The organism is Burkholderia sp. 572 (assembly GCF_040545135.1).
In the GTDB taxonomy this organism is placed as follows: domain Bacteria; phylum Pseudomonadota; class Gammaproteobacteria; order Burkholderiales; family Burkholderiaceae; genus Burkholderia; species Burkholderia cepacia.
The window spans coordinates 78,852-97,726 of sequence record NZ_JBEPLH010000015.1 but is presented as its reverse complement, the minus strand read 5'-3'; the positions used below and the strand labels follow the sequence as shown (position 1 = coordinate 97,726).

24 protein-coding genes and 2 pseudogenes are annotated in these 18,875 nt (G+C 61.3%); 18 read left to right on the top strand and 8 right to left on the bottom strand.

Annotation, left to right across the window (positions count from 1 at the left end; translation table 11 throughout):
• Positions 1 to 1,212 carry a helix-turn-helix transcriptional regulator gene (locus tag ABIC51_RS26840; RefSeq protein WP_319000683.1) on the bottom strand — a complete coding sequence of 404 codons (1,212 nt, stop codon included), beginning with the start codon at positions 1,210 to 1,212 and terminating at the stop codon, positions 1 to 3.
• Between ABIC51_RS26840 and ABIC51_RS26835 the strand changes: the two genes are divergently transcribed.
• The 5 genes from ABIC51_RS26835 to ABIC51_RS26815 all read left to right on the top strand — a co-directional run bounded on the left by ABIC51_RS26835 (position 1,187) and on the right by ABIC51_RS26815 (position 4,357).
• Positions 1,187 to 2,095 (top strand): 5'-nucleotidase, encoded by a 909-nt coding sequence (locus ABIC51_RS26835; RefSeq protein WP_060319295.1) that lies wholly within the window; start codon positions 1,187 to 1,189, stop codon positions 2,093 to 2,095. The genes ABIC51_RS26840 and ABIC51_RS26835 overlap by 26 nt on opposite strands.
• A gap of 16 nt (positions 2,096 to 2,111) precedes the next feature.
• Complete coding sequence (locus ABIC51_RS26830) at positions 2,112 to 2,498, top strand: hypothetical protein (protein ID WP_175901161.1); 387 nt, start codon at positions 2,112 to 2,114, stop codon at positions 2,496 to 2,498.
• 47 nt (positions 2,499 to 2,545) lie between these two features.
• Positions 2,546 to 2,953 carry a hypothetical protein gene (locus ABIC51_RS26825; protein ID WP_226129719.1) on the top strand — a complete coding sequence of 136 codons (408 nt, stop codon included), beginning with the start codon at positions 2,546 to 2,548 and terminating at the stop codon, positions 2,951 to 2,953.
• 27 nt (positions 2,954 to 2,980) lie between these two features.
• A complete protein-coding gene (locus ABIC51_RS26820; protein ID WP_155637340.1) occupies positions 2,981 to 3,184 on the top strand; it encodes a hypothetical protein in 204 nt (67 codons plus the stop codon).
• A gap of 417 nt (positions 3,185 to 3,601) precedes the next feature.
• The gene (locus tag ABIC51_RS26815; RefSeq protein ID WP_226129716.1) at positions 3,602 to 4,357 is read left to right on the top strand and encodes an SIR2 family NAD-dependent protein deacylase; all 756 of its coding nucleotides are present in this window, start codon (positions 3,602 to 3,604) and stop codon (positions 4,355 to 4,357) included.
• A gap of 54 nt (positions 4,358 to 4,411) precedes the next feature.
• Here ABIC51_RS26815 and ABIC51_RS26810 read toward each other — a convergent pair whose 3' ends face one another.
• Together ABIC51_RS26810 and ABIC51_RS26805 are read right to left on the bottom strand one after the other, a co-directional pair.
• On the bottom strand, positions 4,412 to 5,659 hold the full coding sequence (locus tag ABIC51_RS26810) for a hypothetical protein (RefSeq protein ID WP_175901158.1): 1,248 nt from the start codon (positions 5,657 to 5,659) through the stop codon (positions 4,412 to 4,414).
• 153 nt (positions 5,660 to 5,812) lie between these two features.
• On the bottom strand, positions 5,813 to 6,649 hold the full coding sequence (locus ABIC51_RS26805) for an SIR2 family NAD-dependent protein deacylase (protein ID WP_175901155.1): 837 nt from the start codon (positions 6,647 to 6,649) through the stop codon (positions 5,813 to 5,815).
• 243 nt (positions 6,650 to 6,892) lie between these two features.
• Here ABIC51_RS26805 and ABIC51_RS26800 point away from each other — a divergent pair, with 243 nt between their 5' ends.
• Together ABIC51_RS26800 and ABIC51_RS26795 are read left to right on the top strand one after the other, a co-directional pair.
• Positions 6,893 to 7,414, top strand: a complete 522-nt coding sequence (locus ABIC51_RS26800; protein ID WP_175901152.1) for a hypothetical protein — start codon at positions 6,893 to 6,895, stop codon at positions 7,412 to 7,414.
• Between the two features lie 333 nt (positions 7,415 to 7,747).
• Positions 7,748 to 8,005, top strand: a complete 258-nt coding sequence (locus ABIC51_RS26795; protein ID WP_081078924.1) for a PAAR domain-containing protein — start codon at positions 7,748 to 7,750, stop codon at positions 8,003 to 8,005.
• 121 nt (positions 8,006 to 8,126) lie between these two features.
• Here the strand turns inward: ABIC51_RS26795 and ABIC51_RS26790 are convergent, their stop codons facing one another.
• From ABIC51_RS26790 to ABIC51_RS26780, 3 genes are all read right to left on the bottom strand, one after another.
• Positions 8,127 to 8,741: a hypothetical protein gene (locus tag ABIC51_RS26790; RefSeq protein WP_175758764.1), complete on the bottom strand. Its 615-nt coding sequence runs from the start codon at positions 8,739 to 8,741 to the stop codon at positions 8,127 to 8,129.
• 164 nt (positions 8,742 to 8,905) lie between these two features.
• Positions 8,906 to 9,640, bottom strand: coding sequence for a LytR/AlgR family response regulator transcription factor (locus ABIC51_RS26785; protein WP_027788530.1), 735 nt, complete (start codon positions 9,638 to 9,640; stop codon positions 8,906 to 8,908).
• Position 9,641: 1 nt separating this feature from the next.
• Positions 9,642 to 10,727 (bottom strand): sensor histidine kinase, encoded by a 1,086-nt coding sequence (locus ABIC51_RS26780; RefSeq protein ID WP_175901149.1) that lies wholly within the window; start codon positions 10,725 to 10,727, stop codon positions 9,642 to 9,644.
• 414 nt (positions 10,728 to 11,141) lie between these two features.
• Between ABIC51_RS26780 and ABIC51_RS26775 the strand changes: the two genes are divergently transcribed.
• Together ABIC51_RS26775 and ABIC51_RS26770 are read left to right on the top strand one after the other, a co-directional pair.
• Positions 11,142 to 11,684 (top strand): hypothetical protein, encoded by a 543-nt coding sequence (locus tag ABIC51_RS26775; protein WP_175901146.1) that lies wholly within the window; start codon positions 11,142 to 11,144, stop codon positions 11,682 to 11,684.
• A gap of 354 nt (positions 11,685 to 12,038) precedes the next feature.
• A complete protein-coding gene (locus ABIC51_RS26770) occupies positions 12,039 to 12,242 on the top strand; it encodes a hypothetical protein (protein WP_059522371.1) in 204 nt (67 codons plus the stop codon).
• A gap of 59 nt (positions 12,243 to 12,301) precedes the next feature.
• On the opposite strand, the gene ABIC51_RS26765 is transcribed toward ABIC51_RS26770, so the two are convergent.
• A complete protein-coding gene (locus ABIC51_RS26765) occupies positions 12,302 to 13,102 on the bottom strand; it encodes a transporter substrate-binding domain-containing protein (RefSeq protein ID WP_021161832.1) in 801 nt (266 codons plus the stop codon).
• A 178-nt stretch (positions 13,103 to 13,280) separates the two neighbouring features.
• Here ABIC51_RS26765 and ABIC51_RS40875 point away from each other — a divergent pair.
• Positions 13,281 to 13,409, top strand: a pseudogene (locus ABIC51_RS40875) (RHS repeat-associated core domain-containing protein); the annotation flags it as partial.
• 33 nt (positions 13,410 to 13,442) lie between these two features.
• Here the strand turns inward: ABIC51_RS40875 and ABIC51_RS26760 are convergent.
• A pseudogene (locus ABIC51_RS26760) lies at positions 13,443 to 13,573 on the bottom strand (IS256 family transposase); the annotation flags it as partial.
• A 362-nt stretch (positions 13,574 to 13,935) separates the two neighbouring features.
• Here ABIC51_RS26760 and ABIC51_RS26755 point away from each other — a divergent pair.
• The 8 genes from ABIC51_RS26755 to ABIC51_RS26715 all read left to right on the top strand — a co-directional run bounded on the left by ABIC51_RS26755 (position 13,936) and on the right by ABIC51_RS26715 (position 18,856).
• Entirely contained in the window at positions 13,936 to 14,244 is a 309-nt protein-coding gene (locus ABIC51_RS26755) for a hypothetical protein (protein WP_027788525.1), read from the top strand.
• 677 nt (positions 14,245 to 14,921) lie between these two features.
• Positions 14,922 to 15,263, top strand: a complete 342-nt coding sequence (locus tag ABIC51_RS26745; protein WP_138143305.1) for a hypothetical protein — start codon at positions 14,922 to 14,924, stop codon at positions 15,261 to 15,263.
• 261 nt (positions 15,264 to 15,524) lie between these two features.
• Complete coding sequence (locus ABIC51_RS26740) at positions 15,525 to 15,848, top strand: DUF7716 domain-containing protein (protein ID WP_027788523.1); 324 nt, start codon at positions 15,525 to 15,527, stop codon at positions 15,846 to 15,848.
• 287 nt (positions 15,849 to 16,135) lie between these two features.
• Entirely contained in the window at positions 16,136 to 16,717 is a 582-nt protein-coding gene (locus tag ABIC51_RS26735; RefSeq protein WP_175862494.1) for a hypothetical protein, read from the top strand.
• Between the two features lie 103 nt (positions 16,718 to 16,820).
• Complete coding sequence (locus ABIC51_RS26730) at positions 16,821 to 17,309, top strand: DUF4265 domain-containing protein (protein ID WP_124673994.1); 489 nt, start codon at positions 16,821 to 16,823, stop codon at positions 17,307 to 17,309.
• Positions 17,294 to 17,815 (top strand): SMI1/KNR4 family protein, encoded by a 522-nt coding sequence (locus ABIC51_RS26725; RefSeq protein WP_354006703.1) that lies wholly within the window; start codon positions 17,294 to 17,296, stop codon positions 17,813 to 17,815. The genes ABIC51_RS26730 and ABIC51_RS26725 overlap by 16 nt, the downstream gene beginning before the upstream one ends.
• Positions 17,799 to 18,164: an immunity protein Imm33 domain-containing protein gene (locus tag ABIC51_RS26720; RefSeq protein WP_034195822.1), complete on the top strand. Its 366-nt coding sequence runs from the start codon at positions 17,799 to 17,801 to the stop codon at positions 18,162 to 18,164. Before ABIC51_RS26725 ends, ABIC51_RS26720 begins: the two co-directional genes overlap by 17 nt.
• The gene (locus tag ABIC51_RS26715; RefSeq protein ID WP_175862493.1) at positions 18,161 to 18,856 is read left to right on the top strand and encodes a DUF7716 domain-containing protein; all 696 of its coding nucleotides are present in this window, start codon (positions 18,161 to 18,163) and stop codon (positions 18,854 to 18,856) included. The genes ABIC51_RS26720 and ABIC51_RS26715 overlap by 4 nt, the downstream gene beginning before the upstream one ends.
• Positions 18,857 to 18,875: the final 19 nt, after the last annotated feature.

Below are 18,875 nucleotides of genomic sequence, written 5' to 3'. Positions count from 1 at the left end.
TCAAGCAGTCGCGCCGTAGCGCTTCGCCAACGCGGCCGCGTCGCGCGCAAACTCATCCCGAAGCGTGGTTGGCGCCAGGATTTCCACCGCGGGGCCGAGCGAGCGAAGCCACCGTCGCAGTTTCACGCTGGGGACCACCGTTCCGGTCACCTTCGTGCGACCATCGGGGAGCGGCTCGAGCGTTTGGTCTTTCGACATACGCCGCTCTCTCAGTCGCTTCGCCTCTGTTGGTTCCAGCGCAAGCTCCAGTACAACTGGGGCCTCCGGCAAAAACTCGAAAACCTGTTCGTTTGCAATCGTGTCATGCAGCCGGAAATCGCGCGGATACGCGAATTTAACTCCGGAATCGACCGCCGAAATGATTCGGTCCAGCCTGAACAAAGTTCGAAGCCAATTGGGCTTGCCTTCGTCGGGCCTTGGCGGGTGTTCCGCACTCTGGGCGATCATGTACATGAGTCCGGCTGACTCGACTAGCGCAAGCGGCCAAAGTCGCCGCAGCTTGACGTCGTTCGCCTTAGCCTCCCTGTAGGCCTGGCGATACCGTACATGCAGTTCGCGCTCAAAAAACGTTGCTGTCACGACCGTCTGAAAGACATCAGGATCGATGGGGGGCGGATCCAGCGCAAAAGTGGGTTCCACCACATCTATCTTGCTGCCCCATGCTCGATACAGCCGACTGTCCTCTCGGTCTTGAGAAAGTCGCGTATCGGCTGCCTTGAAGAGTGGCTCGATGTCCCGGATCACTGCTGCGGGTAGCTTGTCTCCCACAAAACGTCTGAGTGCATGAAACGCCACAGCCTCGGAAGCGCTCATCAAGCTCGCCACCTGGTTGGCGCCGTGCAGCCAGGATTTGCGCTGCCATAGCCTATGGCGGCCGGACACGGTCGATAGGACGAGTAGGTCTCGCTCCAGCATGGAAAGACGCCGTCGAAGTTGCTTGAGGTAATCAACGCGGTGCCCGCGGTCTTCAAGCAACTGAAGAATCTGAGACGTGGGCATCCATGGTTCGAGGTCTCTATCTGTCGGCAGGATGCGAAGAATCGCTTCATCAAGGCTTGAGGTTGTCATTATGGGCTTGGGTCGATGGTGGCCTGTCCGGCATCCCGATAGCGCCGATTCTACCGGGCAACGGAGACACGTTTTGTCCCAGTCGTCCTGCATGCTGATGCCAGCCACAGGAGGAACTATGACTTCGAGCACAAAAATCATCATCGCCGTTTCCGCACGGGCACTCTTCGACTTCGAGATCGAGAACGAGGTGTTCCGGGAAGGCGATCCATCGGCGTATTGCGCCCTTCAGGCGGCGCGATTGGACATTCCCGCAGGGCCGGGTGTTGCCTTCCCGCTGGTGCGGAAACTCCTCGCGTTCAATGGCGACGAATGCGCCGACGTCGAAGTCGCAATCCTGTCGCGCAACGACCCGGTCACCGGACTCAGGGTGTTCATGTCGGCTCGTCATCACGGATTGGCTATTAGTCGGGCCATTTTCACGGGCGGCGCGAAACCTCACCAGTACCTTGCGCCGCTCGAGGCCAGTTTGTTTCTTTCGGCCCATGCCCCGGACGTCAAGGAGGCGATGGCCGCCGGATTCCCGGCCGCCCGTGTCTACCCGATGTCGGGCACGGCAGCTCCCACGAATGACGGCGAGCTGCGCATCGCCTTCGATGGAGACTCGGTTCTCTTCAGCGATGAAGCCGAGCGCGTGTTCAAGCAGCGCCAGTTGCAGGAGTTCAATAACCATGAAATGCGCCATGCGCGCTCGCCACTTCCGCCCGGCCCTCTGAAGCCATTCCTTGCTGCCTTGTGTGCGCTTCAGGCCCGGCGCAAGTCCCGAGTTAGGGTGCGGACCGCGTTGGTGACCGCCCGCAGTGCCCCGGCACACGAGCGCGCGATTCGCACGTTGATGGCTTGGGGCGTGACTGTCGACGAGGCCATGTTCCTCGGCGGAAAGAACAAAGCGGGCTTCCTCGCCGAGTTCAGTCCCGACATCTTCTTCGACGACCACGTTCAAAACTGCGAATCAGCCTCGCAACGAGTTGCAACTGGGCACGTGCCCTACGGCATCAACAACGAATCCGGATTGATTCTTCATTGAACGCGAGAATTCATAGATGAATCAAGAACTCGAAAGCGCCCTGGTGGCAACTTATCCGACCATCTATCGGACGCTGACGCCCCGGTTCGCCGGAGGTAGTCGGTTTGAATGCGATGACGGCTGGTATCGAATCATCGACGAGCTGTCGCGCAAGCTAGAAGACGAGGCGCACACATCGGCGCTGCTCGCACTCGAAGTGCGGGAGAAGTTGGGCAGCCTGCGATTCCGTGTTCGTGGCGACGTGACGAACGAGGTCGATAGCTGGCTCGCCGCCGCCACGCGTCTGAGTCAGGTCACATGCGAGCGGTGTAGTCGGCCGGCTACGCTGCGGGGGCACAAGGATGGAAGGGTACGGACGCTCTGCTCAGCGTGTGCCACGGCGATGAACTACGTCCTGGAGTGATGCCGCCAAGATAGGGCGTTCTGCTTTGCCACCCAAGGGGAAATGTCATGCCAGAGACTCTGGAACACATTGATGCAATCGCGCGAAGACTGAAGCGGGACGTGCTTTATCTCGATTTCTTAAAGGCCCTGCGTCCTCACCGCGAAGACTGCCGGCGTATCGAGAATCGCTCGCGTATCGTGCAATGGCTGGATAGCGAAGGCATCAGCTGGCGCGAGTGCGGACCGTTCGCATCCGAGACAGTCATACGTTCGTACGCCGGCGAGATTTTTATCGACGTGCCGTTCGATGAGGCCGACGCGCAATATCGCAAAGTTCAGGAGTTCCTTGAATATCCGGACGGCGCGACACGCTTCGACGACGTCAGGTTCTACATCGTCACGCTACAGCTTGCGCTTCAGAATGCACACCACGATGAACCAGGGTTCTGGGACCGCTGGGCCGACAGCTTCTAATTAGTAAGACGACAGAATGGAGGCGTTGTGAACACGTATATTCGTGACGGTTCGTCGAAAATCGTTGGCCGCATTCAGACCGACACCCAGGGGAAGCAATACGCCTACGTGGGCGGGAGAATGGTTGGAATCTACAACCCTCAACTGAACAAAACATTCGATGCCCGGCTTCATGTTTACGGAAGCGGCAATCAGCTGATGGCGCTGGTTCGCTGTGCCGATGACGATTGACGTCTTCCCGCCTTCACCAGCCCGCACGCCAACGTTTCAATCTGAAAGCTGACCCACCATGCGACTACCTACCCGGGAAAGCTGGCGGCGAGACCGCCCCGATACGCTGTGGTTCTGTCTGGGATACCTGCCCAGCACGCCACCGAGGTTCTACAAATACACCTGGCAGATATGGACGCCAGAGTGCGACCTGGAGGGCCGTAAATTTCTTCCTCATGCCCCGCGCATGTCCACGGCTGCGTTTATGGCGCGCTACGAGGCCATGGTGAACGCCAACCTGTCAGGATGGATATATCGTCATGATCGCCCGCGAGAAGGGCCTGGTACGCCGTTCGACAGAAGCCACCCGAAATGGAATAACGTGGAATTCGCTCCTTCGTGGGACGACGATCTCGACCCAGTATGGAATGGTCACAAATGATGACAGTGTCGTCTGAACAGCAGGTCAAGAGCCCACGCCTGTACGTATTTTCGGGGGCGGGGCTATCTGCAGAAAGCGGGATTCCGACGTTCCGTACCGGTAACGGAATTTGGACCCAGGAAAACCTCGGCGAGGTCTGTAACTTCCTGAACTGGCGGAAGAACCGGGAGGCGGTCTTCCGTTTCTATAACGAGAGAATCACGGAGAAGAGGGATGCGCGCCCGAACGAAGCACATGTGATTCTCGCGGCATGGCAAAGCATCTGGGGGAAGGATCGGGTTCGGCTCGTCACGCAAAACGTCGACGATATGCTCGAACGGGCCGGCGCGCTGCACGTTACGCACCTTCACGGCGACATGCACTCGCTGCTTTGTACCTGCTGCGACCTTCGCTTTCCCAAGACCGGGTTGGAGTATCGTTTGGATAGCGCCTGCCCGCGTTGCGGGGAGGTGGAAGCAGTCGAACCGGGCGTCGTGTTCTTCCACGAGGAAGCGCCCGAATACGTGAAGTTGCATCACATGCAACTCGAAATGACCGACGACGACCTGTACGTCGCGATTGGCACTGCGTTTCAGGTCGTGTCGCCCGAAGCCATGCTGCCGCAGTCGAGATGGTGCCAGCATGAAAGGAACTTTTTGATTGATCCGGAGCCGCGTTGCACGGAGTTTTTCGGGCGCGTAGAACCGGAGTCCGCGACTGTGGGCCTACGGAATCTCGAAAACCGCATCAATGCTCTGATGAGGGCGCAATAGCGCCCACGAGGGAACTGGCCGATCAACCCGCGTCCTCGTGGCAGGCATTCGACGTCAATATCCGTCCATGAACAAAACCATTTCCACTTCGCGGAGCGTCCAAGGTTGCGATCCGGCGGAGCCCGCAGGGGTTCTGCGTTCACGGTTATTGAGTTCGTCGCGAATCGCACGAACGAGCGCGCTGCCTGCATAGACGCTGCTCCACTTCCCATAGCCGCTGCGCCATCCCTTCAATGCATAGGGGTTACGCTCCGTTCGGCTGCCACCCCGCCCCGGTACCCAGCCGATATGATCAAAATGCGTCGGCACCTCTCGATGGTTCTGGTTTAACAAGATCCGGTCAATGCGCTTGATCAGCGAGTGCGCAACCCGGCTGTCCCAGATGACGAGACCGCGCTCCGGTTCGAGATGGGCAGTTGCGAACGCGGCAACTTTCGTCCAGCCGCTGTTCATCCGCGCACCGTTTCGCGTCCGGCCCTCGATCGCGGAAGCAAACACCGCCTCAACATGCTGCCACTCGTAAGGTTTGCGCTGCGAGACCCCGCCCCAGAGGAACACGCTCTCGGCGAACTCGACCGCCAGCTTCTGCTGGTCTTCCGTCCAGTTTCCGATTGAATCAGCGAGTTGTCGCGCGGTATCGAGCATCGGCGCGAGCGCCGCGGAGGTCTTGGCATAGCCGGTGGCCGGATGCGGCCAAAAATAAGCATCGAGGCGCGCCCGCCAACCCTTCACCGGTGCACCTAGCGGCCGGTTTCGATACGTCGGGATGAACGCGTCCGTGTGGATATCTGTGACGAGCTGTTCGATTATTTCGTTGGGGAAATCGGGTTGCACGGTTTCGTCAACCGTGCGCAATACATCAATGACATCTTCAGTGTCCTCCTGAATGCCATCGCCTTCGTCCCATGCATCAGCGAAGGCTTCGAGTGCGGGAGCAACACGTATCTCCTCGAGGAGCTTGCGTCCCTCGGCAGTAAGACGAACGCCTTTGACCATCCTACCGGTTATCGGATTGACGGCCACCGCGTGTTCCAGGAGATGACGATTGGCTTGCACCATTTCGCGCGAGGCCTGCTTTGTGTTGCGATACGGGGGAGTAGCCAGCACACGGCACATGATTTCGAGCGCAAAGCGAACGCCAGCGCTGACACGATTGGCCAAAGATTCAATCGAGGCCAGCCGCGGCATCGAATCGGTCAAAGGATCCAGTTTAGGTTGAAACCGCCTGAACCAGAAATCCCATGCCGCGAGAAACTGAAGATCCGAAATCTGCTGATGATTCGCGTGTGGCAGCGTAGTCACTTGATGGGTTCCCCGTCCTATTGTCTCTGTTTGCAAAGATGCCGTTGATTGCCCGCGCATTGGCACACGATCGAACAATCGCTTCACCGGATGATGGATATATCGGCAATCGGATGCCGAGTTTGAATTGCCACGCAATTGCGTCGGAGCGGATCAGAGCGCGGCGTCGATGGCAAGCAGTGTTTCGAGCGCCCCGCCTTGAATGCCGATACCCTTTGCGGGATCGATCTGTGGTTCGCGCGTGTTGATGCGTACGAGATGAGGCGCGTGCCGCTCGCTGAACCGACGAACCGTCGGCAGCGCCATGCCCGCGCCGATCTCGACGACCACGAGGTGCTCGGCCAAATTCTTCCAGCTGCGCATACGCTCCATCTGGCGTTCCGTGCGATCTTCCAGCCACTCATGGTCCCCAAACATCAGGATGTTGGGACGTGCGAGACCGCCGCAATGAGCGCAGCGTGGAACGCCTCCGATCATTTGGCAGGCACGCTCGTCGAAGACAGGATCGAATCCGGCCGCTGGCCAGATTTGCCGACAGCATGGTTTCGCGCACTGCAAATAATGAATCGATCCGTGGCATTCCAGGATGTCGTTTTCTGTAAAACCCGCCTTCTGGAACTGGCCGTCGACGTTGCTTGTATAAACGAATGCCCCGTGCCGCATGCGCGCTGCCCAACGCCGAAGCACAGCAAATCCGGCGTGCGGGTCGACTTCGCGATAGCACTTCAGGCGATGGCCATAGAAGCCCCAGGCGAGCTGGGGATCCGCGCGGAATGCATCCGGGTCTGCGATGGATTGAAAGCTGCACTTGAGTGTTCCCAATGCCGGATAGGCGCGCCACAAACCTTCATTGCCACGAAAATCCGGAAGACCGGAGTCAGCGCCCATACCTGCGCCGGCGGTGATGAGAAGCGCGTCGGCGTTGCAAACCCATTCGGCGGCGCGTGCAATTGCTTTCGCCGATGTTCCCGTGAAACTTTCCTGCTGCATGTGTGCTCACCTTTCGATTTCGCCGGCGGCGCGGTCACGCCAGCAACATGGGAAATGTGCGGCGCAGTTTGCTGAGAGATTGTCGCCCGCGCTGTGCCGGTGAATGTAAAGCAGGACGGGGACATTTCATGTCCCGATTGGGCGGCGCTTGCTTCACCGATCGCGCCGCTCGCATTCAGGACAGAAATTGTCCCAATCGCGTCACAGACTGCTGGTTCAAATGCAACGGAGGGCACCAACACCATGACGAAGCAGAACCATGAGTACAACAATCTTGACACCACTCGACACGAGATCCGCGAACGGATCAACCGTGCACCGCTTCGCATCGCCCTCAGGCTGTGGGGTTACAATGCGTCCCAGGCACAGACGTGGATCGAATCCTTGCCGACGCTGGACGGATCGCTCGCCTGGGCACTCGCCGTCGCGCCGGACAATCACGACGCCGATGTCGTCGTTCATATGGTCAAGCTTTCACGCCCGGTGGGCTCCACATTCTGCTGGAACTGCATCGGCGCAAATCGGGCGATCGCGCGCAGGCCTTCCGCGTCCGGTACTTCACTCGTGCTTTTTGCCGGTTATGCGCATCAGATGCCATCTGCGCGTACTGGGCAGTGGATCGTGGCCGGTGGGCTGCCGCCGTGCGCGGCACTCTCCCAACTCTCGCATCTGATTGCAGCTGCCGCAGTGTCTACGTCTTCGGGAGCCGTGACGGTGCGAAGTCATCTGCTCGAGATGATGGTGCGCGAACTAGACGGCGCGTGAACATTGGGTGGCTGCTGCTCGCACGGCAAGGCGATCAGGTGATTGGCAGTGCCAGTCTTAAGATGGATCGCGGAGCGCATCCTGCGCGAGGCTTGGGACCAGATTACGCGCGCATATGCCTTGATGTCCTGCGGGATTTTGTCGCCACGCTGCTGCTTTACGAGTCGCTTGGGTTCGCGTCAGCCGAACTGATGCACGCTCGACCAAAAAAGAGGAACCCGTGCTGCCGTGGATTCCTCTGTGCTGCCTGCCGGGCTAGCGTTACGGCTGGGGCCGTCGTCACGACACCAGCTATGGCATGCAGGGCTATTCCTACTGACCGGATAACCGATCATGCGAGGAATCATTCGAGTGGGCGACGTCCACAGTCACGGCGGTTATGTCGAGACGGGCGCGTCCAACAGCGATGTCATGGGGCGTGCGCCCGCACGTGTCGGTGACCGCTGCACGTGCCCGTTACATGGGCCGTGCGTCGTCGTCGAAGGCGACGGGCAGTTCGATATCGAGGGGGCGAATGCGGCGTTCGAAGGTCACAAGACCTCATGTGGTGCCGTTCTGATTTCATCGTTGCCGACTTCGGGGCGCTCGTGATTCGAACGACCGGGACGGCCGAGTCGAGGTGACAGCGGATTCGGCCCGGTTGCCCGCCACGCTGTCCAGCGAAGGGCCGCGCGATGCATGGCGCAGCCCTTCGTCATTCCCGCGCGGCCCTTCAGTTGGCCGGCTGAGCGGCCGTCCCCGCACTCATCTGCACCACATGCGCGGCGCGCAGCGTATCGCCAAACATCTTTCCCATCGCCGCACCACACTTCTTCGCGAGACTGTCCGAATCGAGACACGTCTCCCCATCGGCGCGCGCCTTGTAGATCGGCTTGATCGTGTAGCGGGTACCGCCCGGCTTGTCGCCGGTCGCCGGGACGAGGGTTGTCGTCACATTCGATACCTCCATTTGCCACGTCGCGCTGATGGGCGTGCCGTTACGCGTGGTCCCGGACTCCGTGAACAGGCGGATCGTATGACTCGGCCTCATGGCCCGCAGTGCCGCAGGTACCGGATTCACGAACTTCATCTCGTCCAGCTCGACGATTCTCGTCGGCACACCGGCCAGTGCAGCCTGGATGCCTTCACCCAGTCCGGCGAGATACGCGTGCCCTTCGCTGCCGTACTCGGGCCTGTCGAATGCCTTGCCGTCCACAACGACCAGGATCGCGGTCGCTTCTGTCGGCGCGATGCCCGCGGTGTTTTCGCCGATGAGATCAGGCGTGGCGACGCAGCCGCTTACGAGCGTTGCAACCACGCATGTCGTTAATCCACGCAGTGTTTTCATCGTTTCAGCGCCGGCTAGTGGGGAGGGTGTCTTGTCGACTTGGGGCAATACAGCCGAGTGCAACCTGATCGCGCGATTGTGTTGGATGGTGTGCGGTTTGACAACGTGTCGTTCACGCGTTGTCGGAACGTGACCTTGTTAAGCGTGCCGCAAGCAGACGCTCCTCACATCTGCCTGAACAACCCCGCATACGCACGACTGACGGGCAGCATTTCCCGCTGCCCATGCACGCGAATCCGCAACCGTCCCAGCAGATCGCGCTCGATGCGATCGATCGCTGCATACGCAACGATCACGCCGCGATGCACCTGCGCGAACCGCTCCGGATCGAGCCGCTGCATCAGCTCTTTCAGCGGCGTGCGAATCACGAGCCGTTCGCCAGCCGTGACGACTTCCGTGTATTTCTCCGACGCCTGGAAATACAGCACATCGTCGACCGATACGAGCCGCGTCGCATCCTTCACGCCTACCGTCAGCCAGCGGATCGGCACCGCTTCTCTTGCTTGTGCCGCCTGCGCGAGCGCATCGGCCTGCGCAAGCGCCGGCCCGCCGCGCTGAAGCTTCGCGATACACCGCAGCAGCCGCTCGTCCGTCACCGGCTTCAACAGGTAGTCGACGGCCGCGCGATCGAACGCGTCGACCGCATATTCGTCGTAGGCCGTGACGAACACGACATGCACATCGGGCGCCAGCGCAGCGAGCTTCAACCCGTCGATACCGGGCATCCGGATGTCGAGAAACGCGATGTCCGGGCGTGGCGACGCATTCAGCGCGGCCAGCGTTTCGATGCCGTTGCGCGGCATCGCAACGATTTCCAGTTCGGGCCAGAGCTGCCCCAGCCGCTGCGCGAGCGAGGCGGACAGGTTCGGTTCGTCGTCGGCGATGAGGGCGGTCGGCATGTCAGTCGATCGGAATCAGCAGGGTAGCGGTGACGCCATGCGCGGCGGCGGCGTTCGTTTCGACGCGGACGCGGCCACGCTCGCCGTGCAGTGTCCGGATGCGCGCCGCGACGTTGGCGAGCCCGATGCCGCCATGCAGGCGGGTGTCGCTTTTGCCGAGTCCGACGCCCGTATCGATCACGTTGAGTTCGAGCCTGTCTCCACGCATCCTGCCGCGAATCACGATCACGCCGCCGTCGATGGACGGCTCGATCCCGTGCAGCAGTGCATTCTCGACGAGCGGTTGCAGCAGCAGCGGCGAGAACGGCAGCGCGTGCAGGTCCGCCGGCACGTCGATCGTATAAGAAAGCCGCTCGCCGAGCCGGATCGATGCGATCTTCAGCAGTGCTTCAACGAGTTCGAGTTCCTCGCCGAGCGTGGACGTCGCATCGCGCGTGCGTCGCAGGCTCGCGCGCAGGTAGCGGTTCAGGCTGTCGAGCATCGTCGACGCGCGGGCCGGGTCGCGCTCGATCAGGCTCTGCACGTTCGCGAGCGTATTGAACAGGAAGTGCGGCTCGATCTGCGCCTGCAGCAGGGCCAGGCGCGCGGCGGTCTCGGACTGGCGCGCTTCGGCGGCTTCGCGGCGCTCGGTCTCGAGCGTCGCACGCATGCGCATCGATTGCAGGAACAACGATACGCACACGAACAGGATCGCCGAGATGAGCAACGACGGCCCGTAGTTGTCCCACGTTCCGAGGCGGGCGCGCCCGAACACGTGCGGCACGTTCCCGCGGACGATCGCTGCCGATATCTCGAAACCGATGAGCACGCTGGCCGGTGCAATCACGACGGTCTTCAGCGCGAGCCCCGGCTTGCGCGGCAGCAGCCGGTCGGCGGCGTGGCTGAACAGCAGCGCGCAGAAGCCGATCGTGTTGGCGACGACGAGGTAGGGCAGCAGCGGTTCGTTGAAATGGATCGCCCAGAAACCGAGACCGACGATCGAGTTGAAGCACGCGAAGGCGAGCAGTGCGGACGGATCGCGCAGCAGCCGCGGCGGGGCGCCGGCGGGCGGCTGTGGAATCGGCGACGGGTCGGACGTTGCTCGCATGGTGTCGGGTGAAGGTGGGCGCGCGATGCGCCGATGGCCTGACCTTACTGCCGGACGGGCCGATAACGCGCGCGTTGCGACGAACGGCGCGCGGCTTCGACGAAGCGCGTCGGCTGCCGACGGTTGGCCGGTTTCCGCCACGAGTGTAGTGGAAGGCGCTGCGGAAGGACACGGGGTGTAGCCGGTTGCGCGTCGAGCACGAAGCGCCGGCTGGCGGGGGAGGGCGGACCATTCAGCTCGGACGTCGCAGGCGGCCGGCTTCGGTGGCGCGTCATTCGTCCAGATTCGCCGGACGATCATCGCCGCGACGCGCAACTCGTCCGCAAATTCCGGCCGCCCGTCGCAAGCCGTGCCGTCTGCCTGAGCGGTGCAGTACGGTGTTGCCGTGTCCACTCCGACCAGGCGGCTCCGACCATGTCCGCGCTCCTTCACCTGAAGCCTTACGTGTACGTAATGTTCTGCGTGCTGCTCTACATCGGCATCAAGCGCTGTTTCCCGCGCGAGGTGCCGGCGGCCCGACCGTTGATCTCGCCGGTGGCGTTCGGGATGCTCGGCATCGTCGGCCTGAACGGACTCTTTCCGCATGCCGGCATCGACGCGAACGCGATTGCGCTGGGAGCCGTCGTGAGCGGTGCGGCGCTGGGCTGGCTGCACGCGAGCCGGTGGCGGCTCGAGTACCGTCCGGCGTCGTCGGGCCTGCGCGTGCGCCTGCCTGGCGACGCCAGCCTGCTCGTCACGCTGATGCTGACGTTCGTCGCCGAAACTGGCATCCATTACGCGGTCGCCGTGCACGCGGCGTGGGCGGCGACGAGCGGCTTCGTGATGCTGTCGTTCGCGGTATGGGGCGTGCTCGTCGGGATGACGCTCGGGCGCGCGGTGAACGTGGTCGCGCGCTGCATGCGCCATGCGAGCGGATCGGCAAGCGGCGGGTTCCCGTATTCGGCCGACCCGCGATGAAGGGCGCGAAACAACCGGCGAGCAGGCAACCGCCGGCCATGCATGCGATGCGATCCGTCTTCGTCAATGGAATCGGCATCGAATCGAAGCGGCATGTAACGCACGCTGTCTTGCGCCCCGCTTTCCTGTCATGGTCGCGTCATCGTGCGCCCATAACGTTGCACGTTCCCGTCGCGGCGGCATCGCCGGAGCCGGGGCGTGCGCAACCCGCTCGCGACGACGTGCCCGCGTCGCAGGCAGGCCTGCCGGGATCTCGCTCCCGGCGGCGCGGCAGTCGTGCCACGCGCCATTTCATTCGAAAAGACGATCGACGCCGGTTCGAACCGGATCGCGGACGATCAGGAGACAGGGACCATGCTGAGTCCGCATGAATTCTCGATGCTGTTGCGCATTGCACGTGCGCCGGACAGCGTCGATCCGTCGAATCCGGCCTTCGCCGTGCTGGTCGAGAAGCGGCTGGTCGACGATACGCAGATGCGCATGAACGCCGTGGCCGCGCGCCCGGCGCTGACACCGATCGGCCAGATGCTGCTGGCGCGCTTCGACGAAGCGGCTTGAGGGGGCGCGTCACGCATTCACCGAAACGAATGGCGTGACGCGTTGAAGTGTCGGGCCGCTTACTGCGCGACCGGCACCGTCACATCGCTGCCGAACCAGTGCATCGAGATCTTCTTCAGCGTGCCGTCCTTGTGCAGCGAGTCGAGCGCGTCGTTGATCGCCTTCTCGAACTTCGGGTTGCCCTTGCGGAACGGGATCGCCATTTCCTGCTTGCCGCCGTTCAGCACTGCGCCCGCGCGCAGCGGCAGGTTCGACGTCTTGATCATGTACGGCAGCATCAGGCGGTCGTCGAGCGTCGCCTCGATCCGGCCGGCGGCGAGGTCGCGCAGTTTCTCCGGCGCGCCCGGATACGTCTGCACCTCGATGCCCGGCACGGTGCGCGCCATCTGGTCGTAGTTGGTGCCGAGCGTCACGCCGAGCTTCTTGCCCTTGAAATCGTCGAGCGACTTGAAGTTGCGCGTGTCGTCCTTGCGCTGGATCAGTTGAGCGGCCGAGTACGTGTACGGCTCGCTGAAGTCGAGCGCTTCCTTGCGCTGCGGCGTGATCGTGACCTGGTTGACGATCACGTCGAACTTGCCGGCCTGAAGGCCGGCGATGATGCCGCTCCATTCGGTCGGGATGAACTGCGTCTTCACGCCGAGCTTGCCGGCGACCGCGTTCGCGACGTCGACGTCGAAACCCTCGAGCTGGCCGGACGTGCCGCGCGAGTTGAACGGCGGGTACGTACCCTCGAGGCCGACGCGCAGCACGCCGGCTTTCTTGACCGAGTCGAGCAGGTCGTCGGCGTGCGCGGCGACGGCCGTGAAGCCGAGGGCCGACGCGAGCAGCAGGCCCGACAGCAGGAACTTCGAACGTTTCATCGCAGATCTCCAGAGGTCAGTGTCGTGTGTGGTGAGCGCCGGGTATCGGTCGAACCCGGGGGCGGCCGGAATACGGGCATGTAGACACTACTCGCAACCGCGCCGCGCCGGAAGTCGAATTGGCCCTGATTGAGATCGATTTCAGCAGGGCGGGGGCGGCCGGCCGCGTGATTGGCGGGAGGCGTCGTACAAGGCGTGGGGAGTCGCGCAAGAAGTTGTTGCGCGGGTATCGCGAGTGACGGGCGAAATCACTCGAAATTCACTCCGATTTCAGGGGCAGCAAATTGATGATGAAAGTGGATTGCACGGAGTTGGACGCCTGGACGCGGATTGGCTGGCCTGCTGCAAGCCGTTCGTTGATCGTCGACCGGTTCAGTGTCCCGGGCACCAGTTGCTTGATCAGTGCCGGGTCAAGGTTCAAGCCGTCGTGCCCGGTTCAATCGTCACTTCCTCCTTGCGTTTGCGTGGCATAAAAGTGGTTCCTTGGCTCTCGGTTTATGCCTCACACAAAAGATCGGATAAGCTCCTGCCCGTCGGTCTGGATAGACGGCCTTGTTGCCGACTACGCCGTCGTCGCGGATCTCGATCCGCAGTGATTCGAAAAAATAGTCGCATGCATACATCGCGAAGAAATTGGAACGCTTTCATTCCAATGGGTGAATTTTCATTTTCAAGCCTATGTGTCGCCGCGGGTCTCGCCGTCGCGTGGTCGATAATTTTTATGGGAAAAATTACCAGGCAAAAGAAAATCACCTGGGGTGATGTCAAGACGTGGATCAGGAACGTCATCGATTCGCTCTAGTTGCGAATGGGAAACGACAATAGGATGAGACATGGGCCGGATACTGTGTAAATCGCATGGCGCAACCGGGGTGATACATGTTTCGAGCGATATCGGCGCCGACATGAAAACGGACGCGAGGCGCTTGAAGATTCTCCGTTACGACATCGACTGGCTGGGAGACGGACTCGCCGACATTTCGTACTTTGTTTCGACCGAGGTCGCGAAACAGTTCGGTTTGCCGGAGCCTGGTGATGCGCCGTTTGGATCGGATTTCGAGGATCAGCATGCGGCCGTCTTCGACGGGCTCGTTGCTGTTTGCGACAAGTGTTTTGGCGAGTATCAGAGCAGAGCTGCTTGACCGGTTGGGCTCATCATGTACTGGTCATGTGGCGAAGCGAGCCTACGGATGGGCAGGGAGTCGATATCGAAGCCGACAAGGCGACGTGGCGTCGGACACGTTAACTGGCCGACAGCGCCGAGCCTCGAAGTATTGCCATCGAAGTGCTGCGGATTCCGGGTACCCGCCTGAAGCCGGAACTTAGCGCCGTCGGTCTCCTCGATCCGCAGCGAGTCGAAGAGCAATACCTGATGCATCGCGTCAAGCGGACGGTTCTGCCAACTCAGCGCTTTGGCGATCGCCCTTCAGTAACCGTCTCGATGAAGTCGGGTGATACATCGATGCCATAGTGCTCGGCCAGAGACCTCTGGACCTCACGTACACTCATGTCGCATGCGTACATCGCGAAGAAATTTGAACGCGTTCATTCCAATGAGTGAATTTTCATTTTTAAGCCTATGTGTCGCCGCAGGTCTCGCCGTCGTGTGGTCGATAATTTTTATCGGAAAAATTACGACGCAAAAGAAAATCGCCTGGGGTGATGTCAAGACGTGGATCAGGAACGTTGTCGATTCGCTCTTTGGGATGGGGTAGCGCGGCAAGCGTGCCGACCACGTGCCGCAGGCCGTCGGCTTACACACGCCTCGCTGAACCTGATGGTCGCGATCCTGCGTTGCGAGCGAATCTCATTGAGACATATGACGACTCACTACCCATCCCTCGAAGCGGCTTTTCGGGATCGTCCGGTCCGGATCGCGGACTGGGGATACTTCGAATGCCGGGAGACAGACTTGACTGCATCGGGTGTCGAATTCTTCGACGATGTGGAAGACCCGGGGCCTTGTCGGCGCGCAGCGTTCACGCGAAGCAGTGGGGGCCTCGTCGTGCTGACCGTCTATGGCGATCCCAAAGTCAATGAAGTCGTGTTCGCGTCCGATGCGAAAATTGCAGGGAAAAGCGATTTGCTGAACGCGCTGCCGGAACCATTCCACCGATGGGTCGACATGTTCGAGGTCGTTTATTTCGGCCAACCGGTCTGAATGGCCAGCCGCAGCGGGCAGCCAACACGTTGTTCGATCGCTACACCCACAAAAATGGTGGCAGGTTTCGCCCCTCGCTTCATTGGCATAATCACGACCTTTTGCGGTACCGTGCGCGAGCGCTGATGTCCGATTCCGTGATGCTGACGAACTACGTACGTGCTTTGCGGCGCTCACACGAATCTACCGACGATATCGCACGTGCATGTCACGACGCCGTGCCATCCGCACCGCCAAACGTCACTCCCACCCCTACAACCCATGCTCGCAACAACCGACCTGACGACCGTAGTCAGCCTGAAGCAGATCCTCGAAACGCCCGGCGACTTCTCTGGCTGGCTCCATCTACCACCGAAGCCGTGGACGCTCGATACAGAGGGCGCGTTCTCGGCAGACGCGCAACATGCCGAAGACGATGCATCGTCCTCGATCGCGCTGCAACCCGGCTGGAGCGTCACGCTGAATAGTGCGACGATCGAAGATATCGTGATCAACGCCCACGACCAAATCGACGAACCGAGCGTTTCGCAGTTGCTCGACGCATTCGTCTTTTACGTAGAGAACGATGAATTCATCCTGTTCTGACGACCTGGTTTGCCACACGTCATCATGAAATCCTGGCGGGACACCCTGATTGCAGCCAATCCGCTCGTTCGATTTCTCGAGGAGGATGCATTTTTGGCACCGTCTATCTCGGCAATCCTGCGGCGCATTACGTTGTCCGGGATGCGAAGGTCGCAAGTCGTTTAGCGACCGATGACTCCATCGACGATTTCGGTGAATTCAAGTGTCGGCATGCGGCTGACGGAGAGACCCGAGACCGGTATCGTTCGCAAGCGATTCGACAAGGCGCGATGTCGCCGGGAGGCACGATGCACGATCGGGATCTGAAGCAGTTCATCGTCGATATTCGCGACACGGTGGGCGTGCACGCAAGCATCGGCGCACCTGCGCCCGACCATGCAACACCCACGAGCTCCCTCTCCGTGAGCGATGAAATTGCTGCATGGTTCAGCGCACTCGACGATGTCGATCTGTCGATTCCCTGGACCGCTGACGACCTCCTGTTGTACGGCAACCAGGCGAGTCTCGCGCTTGGCCAGACCGGCTATCGTGTCGACGCATCTGGCCGGCGTCTGTCCGGATGGCACGACGACTGGATCGTGCTGGGTCAGATGGGCGGCGATCCCGTGATCGTCGTCCCGGGAGGCGATGTGCTGTTCGACCGCCACGGCGCGGGTTCCTGGGCACCATTGCGCGTTGCGTCATCCCTCACGCACTTCGCCCACGCGCTGTGTATCTGGTGCGAGCTGTACGTCGGAAAGTACGCACGCGACATCGTCGACGACACGTATGAAATCCGCCCGGCATTCCTTGCTGAAGTCCGGGCGCGGATAGGCGAGGCGCTGCCCGATGCGGAAGCGCTGGTGTTCCTGGAGATGGTCGGCGGGTGAGTGCGGGCGAGCAGTCTCAAGCAATGCGCAGGCCAATCCGCAGGCAGCCCCGGGTGACACAAGTGATTGACTGAAACACGGTCTTACGTACGGCGAGAACGAAATGCTTGACCCCGACCAGGATGACGACCTGATCCACGTCTACGCAGGTAGCTCCGGAGATGCACCGGTTCATGAAGAACTTCCCGCGCGCCAGGTCGAGCCGGGCATCTACGAATTGCTGGCATCGCCTGGCCTGGCGCTGAATCTCGCGAAAGGCGATCTTGTCCGCATGGATGACCCCGATCGTCCTGCCACGGTACTGAAGCGCGGCGGAAACTACTGCATCCAGATCTATGGCGACGCGATTCCGGATCGCGACATCAACCGGCTTGCGGATGAGGTCGAATCCGAACTGGGCGGTACGCTCGACGGTCGTTACGGCGGCTCGCTCGCGTTATCGGTGCCGTCCGGTGCGGGAGGCGAGCGAATCCGCGCCGTCTTCGACGGCTTCACGGCAAGAACCGGCCTTGCCTGGTACTACGCGAACATCTACCGGAACTTCGAGGATCCGGACGACGAAACGCTGCTCGACTGGTGGCTCGAGTCGTGACGGTGCAAAATCGAACCCGTGTATGTCGGGGATACCGACAGGAAGATCAACCGATGCCCCCCACGCCGACCATCGGCACGACCGTGGCCGAGATCGAAGCGGCCGAAGCATTACTCGGCCGCGCGTTGCCGCGTTCGTTCGCCGCATGGCTGCTTCTCAACAACGGCCGGTCGCTCGGCGGACTGCCCGTGTTCCCCGTCTTCGATGCGCGCAATCCGCGCAGGACGTGGAATTCGATCGTGCGGCGCTACGACGAAGGCTGGCGCGCGTGGCGAGACAATTTCGACCATACGGATGCCGATTTCTCGCACTTGTTGCCGTTTGCCGAGTTCGGGACAGGTGACTACTACTGCTTCGACTACGACCGGACAGCGGCATCGTGCGAGCCGGCCGTCGTCCTTTGGTCGCACGAGACGGGCGAGACGACGCCGGTATCCGACAGTTTCACGGCCTTTCTGTCGATGCGGGGCGCCATGGAGGGGGCGGGAAATGAACCTGACGAATGATCCGGCCGAGTGGCGTGAGCGCCAGGAGGCCATGTGTGCGCGATACGCTCTGCGCGCTGCCGAACCCGAGCACAAGGTTGCGGTCGCGATATCGACGCTCGGGCGGATGCCTGTCTATGGCACGCGGATCGCGCTGTCGGAAGGCGATGACATCGGCTGGTTTTTCCACTGCGGCGAATATTCGGACGCGCCCGATTTCTACCAGCCGCTGCACGCCGCACATCTGCCCACCTACCTGCCGCTCGTCTTGCCCTATTTGATGCTGCCGCCCGGCGCGCGTTTCATCATCGACGACGCCGGCTACGAAGACGTCTGGATGGATCTGCCCGGCAACGAGGCGTCGCGATGAGTGCGCGGCAGACCTTTCGCAAGGCGCTGATGCTGCTCGATCATGGCATGACGGATCGAGGCGAAGCCGTGCTGCATCTTGCGCTGACCGAGGCCGAGCAGGAGGGCGATCGCGTTGCACTCGCCCAGTCGCTCGTCGCGCTGGGCGATCTGATGTGCGAGACGTCACGCAGTGGATCGGCGCGTCCGTTCCTGGAGCGGGCGCTTGCGGCGGCACGAGACCTCGATGCCGGCCTGCTGGCGTGCGAGCGTGACAGGGCCGAACGATTGCTGGCGCGTATCGAATGCGAGCGCATCGGATTGCAGATTCGCGGCCCGGAAGATTTCAAGAACAGGGCGTTCACGCTTGCCGACTTCATCGCGGTTGTGCGAGCGAAGGCCGAACGGCCGGAGGGCTACGATCCGGCGTGGCAATACGATGTGTACGGAAACGACGGCGATGCAGACTGGTGTCCGCGGCAGACGATCTATATCGGCGACAAGGTACAGGTCGACGACGAGGATCGCGAGCGCTACCCCGAACGTGTCACTGAGCTCGGTTACGTATTCCGCTACTCGTGCGAGCACTTCCAGGACGTCGTCGATCTGGCCTGTCGTCAGAAACCGGGCGTGTCGATCGACGACCTCGTCCGCTGTCTCAACCACTTCGATCGCCACGACGACTTCCTCGATCTGGATTCGAACGGCGAGTAGCCGCGAGCACGACGAATGG

Coding starts and splice junctions, on each gene's coding strand:
- ABIC51_RS26800 (WP_175901152.1), top strand. CDS start 6,893: ATGACGAAGCAGAACCATGAGTACAACAATCTTGACACCACTCGACAC.
- ABIC51_RS26720 (WP_034195822.1), top strand. CDS start 17,799: ATGAACCTGACGAATGATCCGGCCGAGTGGCGTGAGCGCCAGGAGGCC.
- ABIC51_RS26755 (WP_027788525.1), top strand. CDS start 13,936: ATGGGCCGGATACTGTGTAAATCGCATGGCGCAACCGGGGTGATACAT.
- ABIC51_RS26740 (WP_027788523.1), top strand. CDS start 15,525: ATGCTCGCAACAACCGACCTGACGACCGTAGTCAGCCTGAAGCAGATC.
- ABIC51_RS26805 (WP_175901155.1), bottom strand. CDS start 6,649: ATGCAGCAGGAAAGTTTCACGGGAACATCGGCGAAAGCAATTGCACGC.
- ABIC51_RS26815 (WP_226129716.1), top strand. CDS start 3,602: ATGATGACAGTGTCGTCTGAACAGCAGGTCAAGAGCCCACGCCTGTAC.
- ABIC51_RS26835 (WP_060319295.1), top strand. CDS start 1,187: ATGACTTCGAGCACAAAAATCATCATCGCCGTTTCCGCACGGGCACTC.
- ABIC51_RS26730 (WP_124673994.1), top strand. CDS start 16,821: ATGCTTGACCCCGACCAGGATGACGACCTGATCCACGTCTACGCAGGT.
- ABIC51_RS26745 (WP_138143305.1), top strand. CDS start 14,922: ATGACGACTCACTACCCATCCCTCGAAGCGGCTTTTCGGGATCGTCCG.
- ABIC51_RS26770 (WP_059522371.1), top strand. CDS start 12,039: ATGCTGAGTCCGCATGAATTCTCGATGCTGTTGCGCATTGCACGTGCG.
- ABIC51_RS26775 (WP_175901146.1), top strand. CDS start 11,142: ATGTCCGCGCTCCTTCACCTGAAGCCTTACGTGTACGTAATGTTCTGC.
- ABIC51_RS26715 (WP_175862493.1), top strand. CDS start 18,161: ATGAGTGCGCGGCAGACCTTTCGCAAGGCGCTGATGCTGCTCGATCAT.
- ABIC51_RS26830 (WP_175901161.1), top strand. CDS start 2,112: ATGAATCAAGAACTCGAAAGCGCCCTGGTGGCAACTTATCCGACCATC.
- ABIC51_RS26840 (WP_319000683.1), bottom strand. CDS start 1,212: ATGATGATTTTTGTGCTCGAAGTCATAGTTCCTCCTGTGGCTGGCATC.
- ABIC51_RS26780 (WP_175901149.1), bottom strand. CDS start 10,727: ATGCGAGCAACGTCCGACCCGTCGCCGATTCCACAGCCGCCCGCCGGC.
- ABIC51_RS26825 (WP_226129719.1), top strand. CDS start 2,546: ATGCCAGAGACTCTGGAACACATTGATGCAATCGCGCGAAGACTGAAG.
- ABIC51_RS26785 (WP_027788530.1), bottom strand. CDS start 9,640: ATGCCGACCGCCCTCATCGCCGACGACGAACCGAACCTGTCCGCCTCG.
- ABIC51_RS26735 (WP_175862494.1), top strand. CDS start 16,136: ATGCACGATCGGGATCTGAAGCAGTTCATCGTCGATATTCGCGACACG.
- ABIC51_RS26765 (WP_021161832.1), bottom strand. CDS start 13,102: ATGAAACGTTCGAAGTTCCTGCTGTCGGGCCTGCTGCTCGCGTCGGCC.
- ABIC51_RS26790 (WP_175758764.1), bottom strand. CDS start 8,741: ATGAAAACACTGCGTGGATTAACGACATGCGTGGTTGCAACGCTCGTA.
- ABIC51_RS26795 (WP_081078924.1), top strand. CDS start 7,748: ATGCGAGGAATCATTCGAGTGGGCGACGTCCACAGTCACGGCGGTTAT.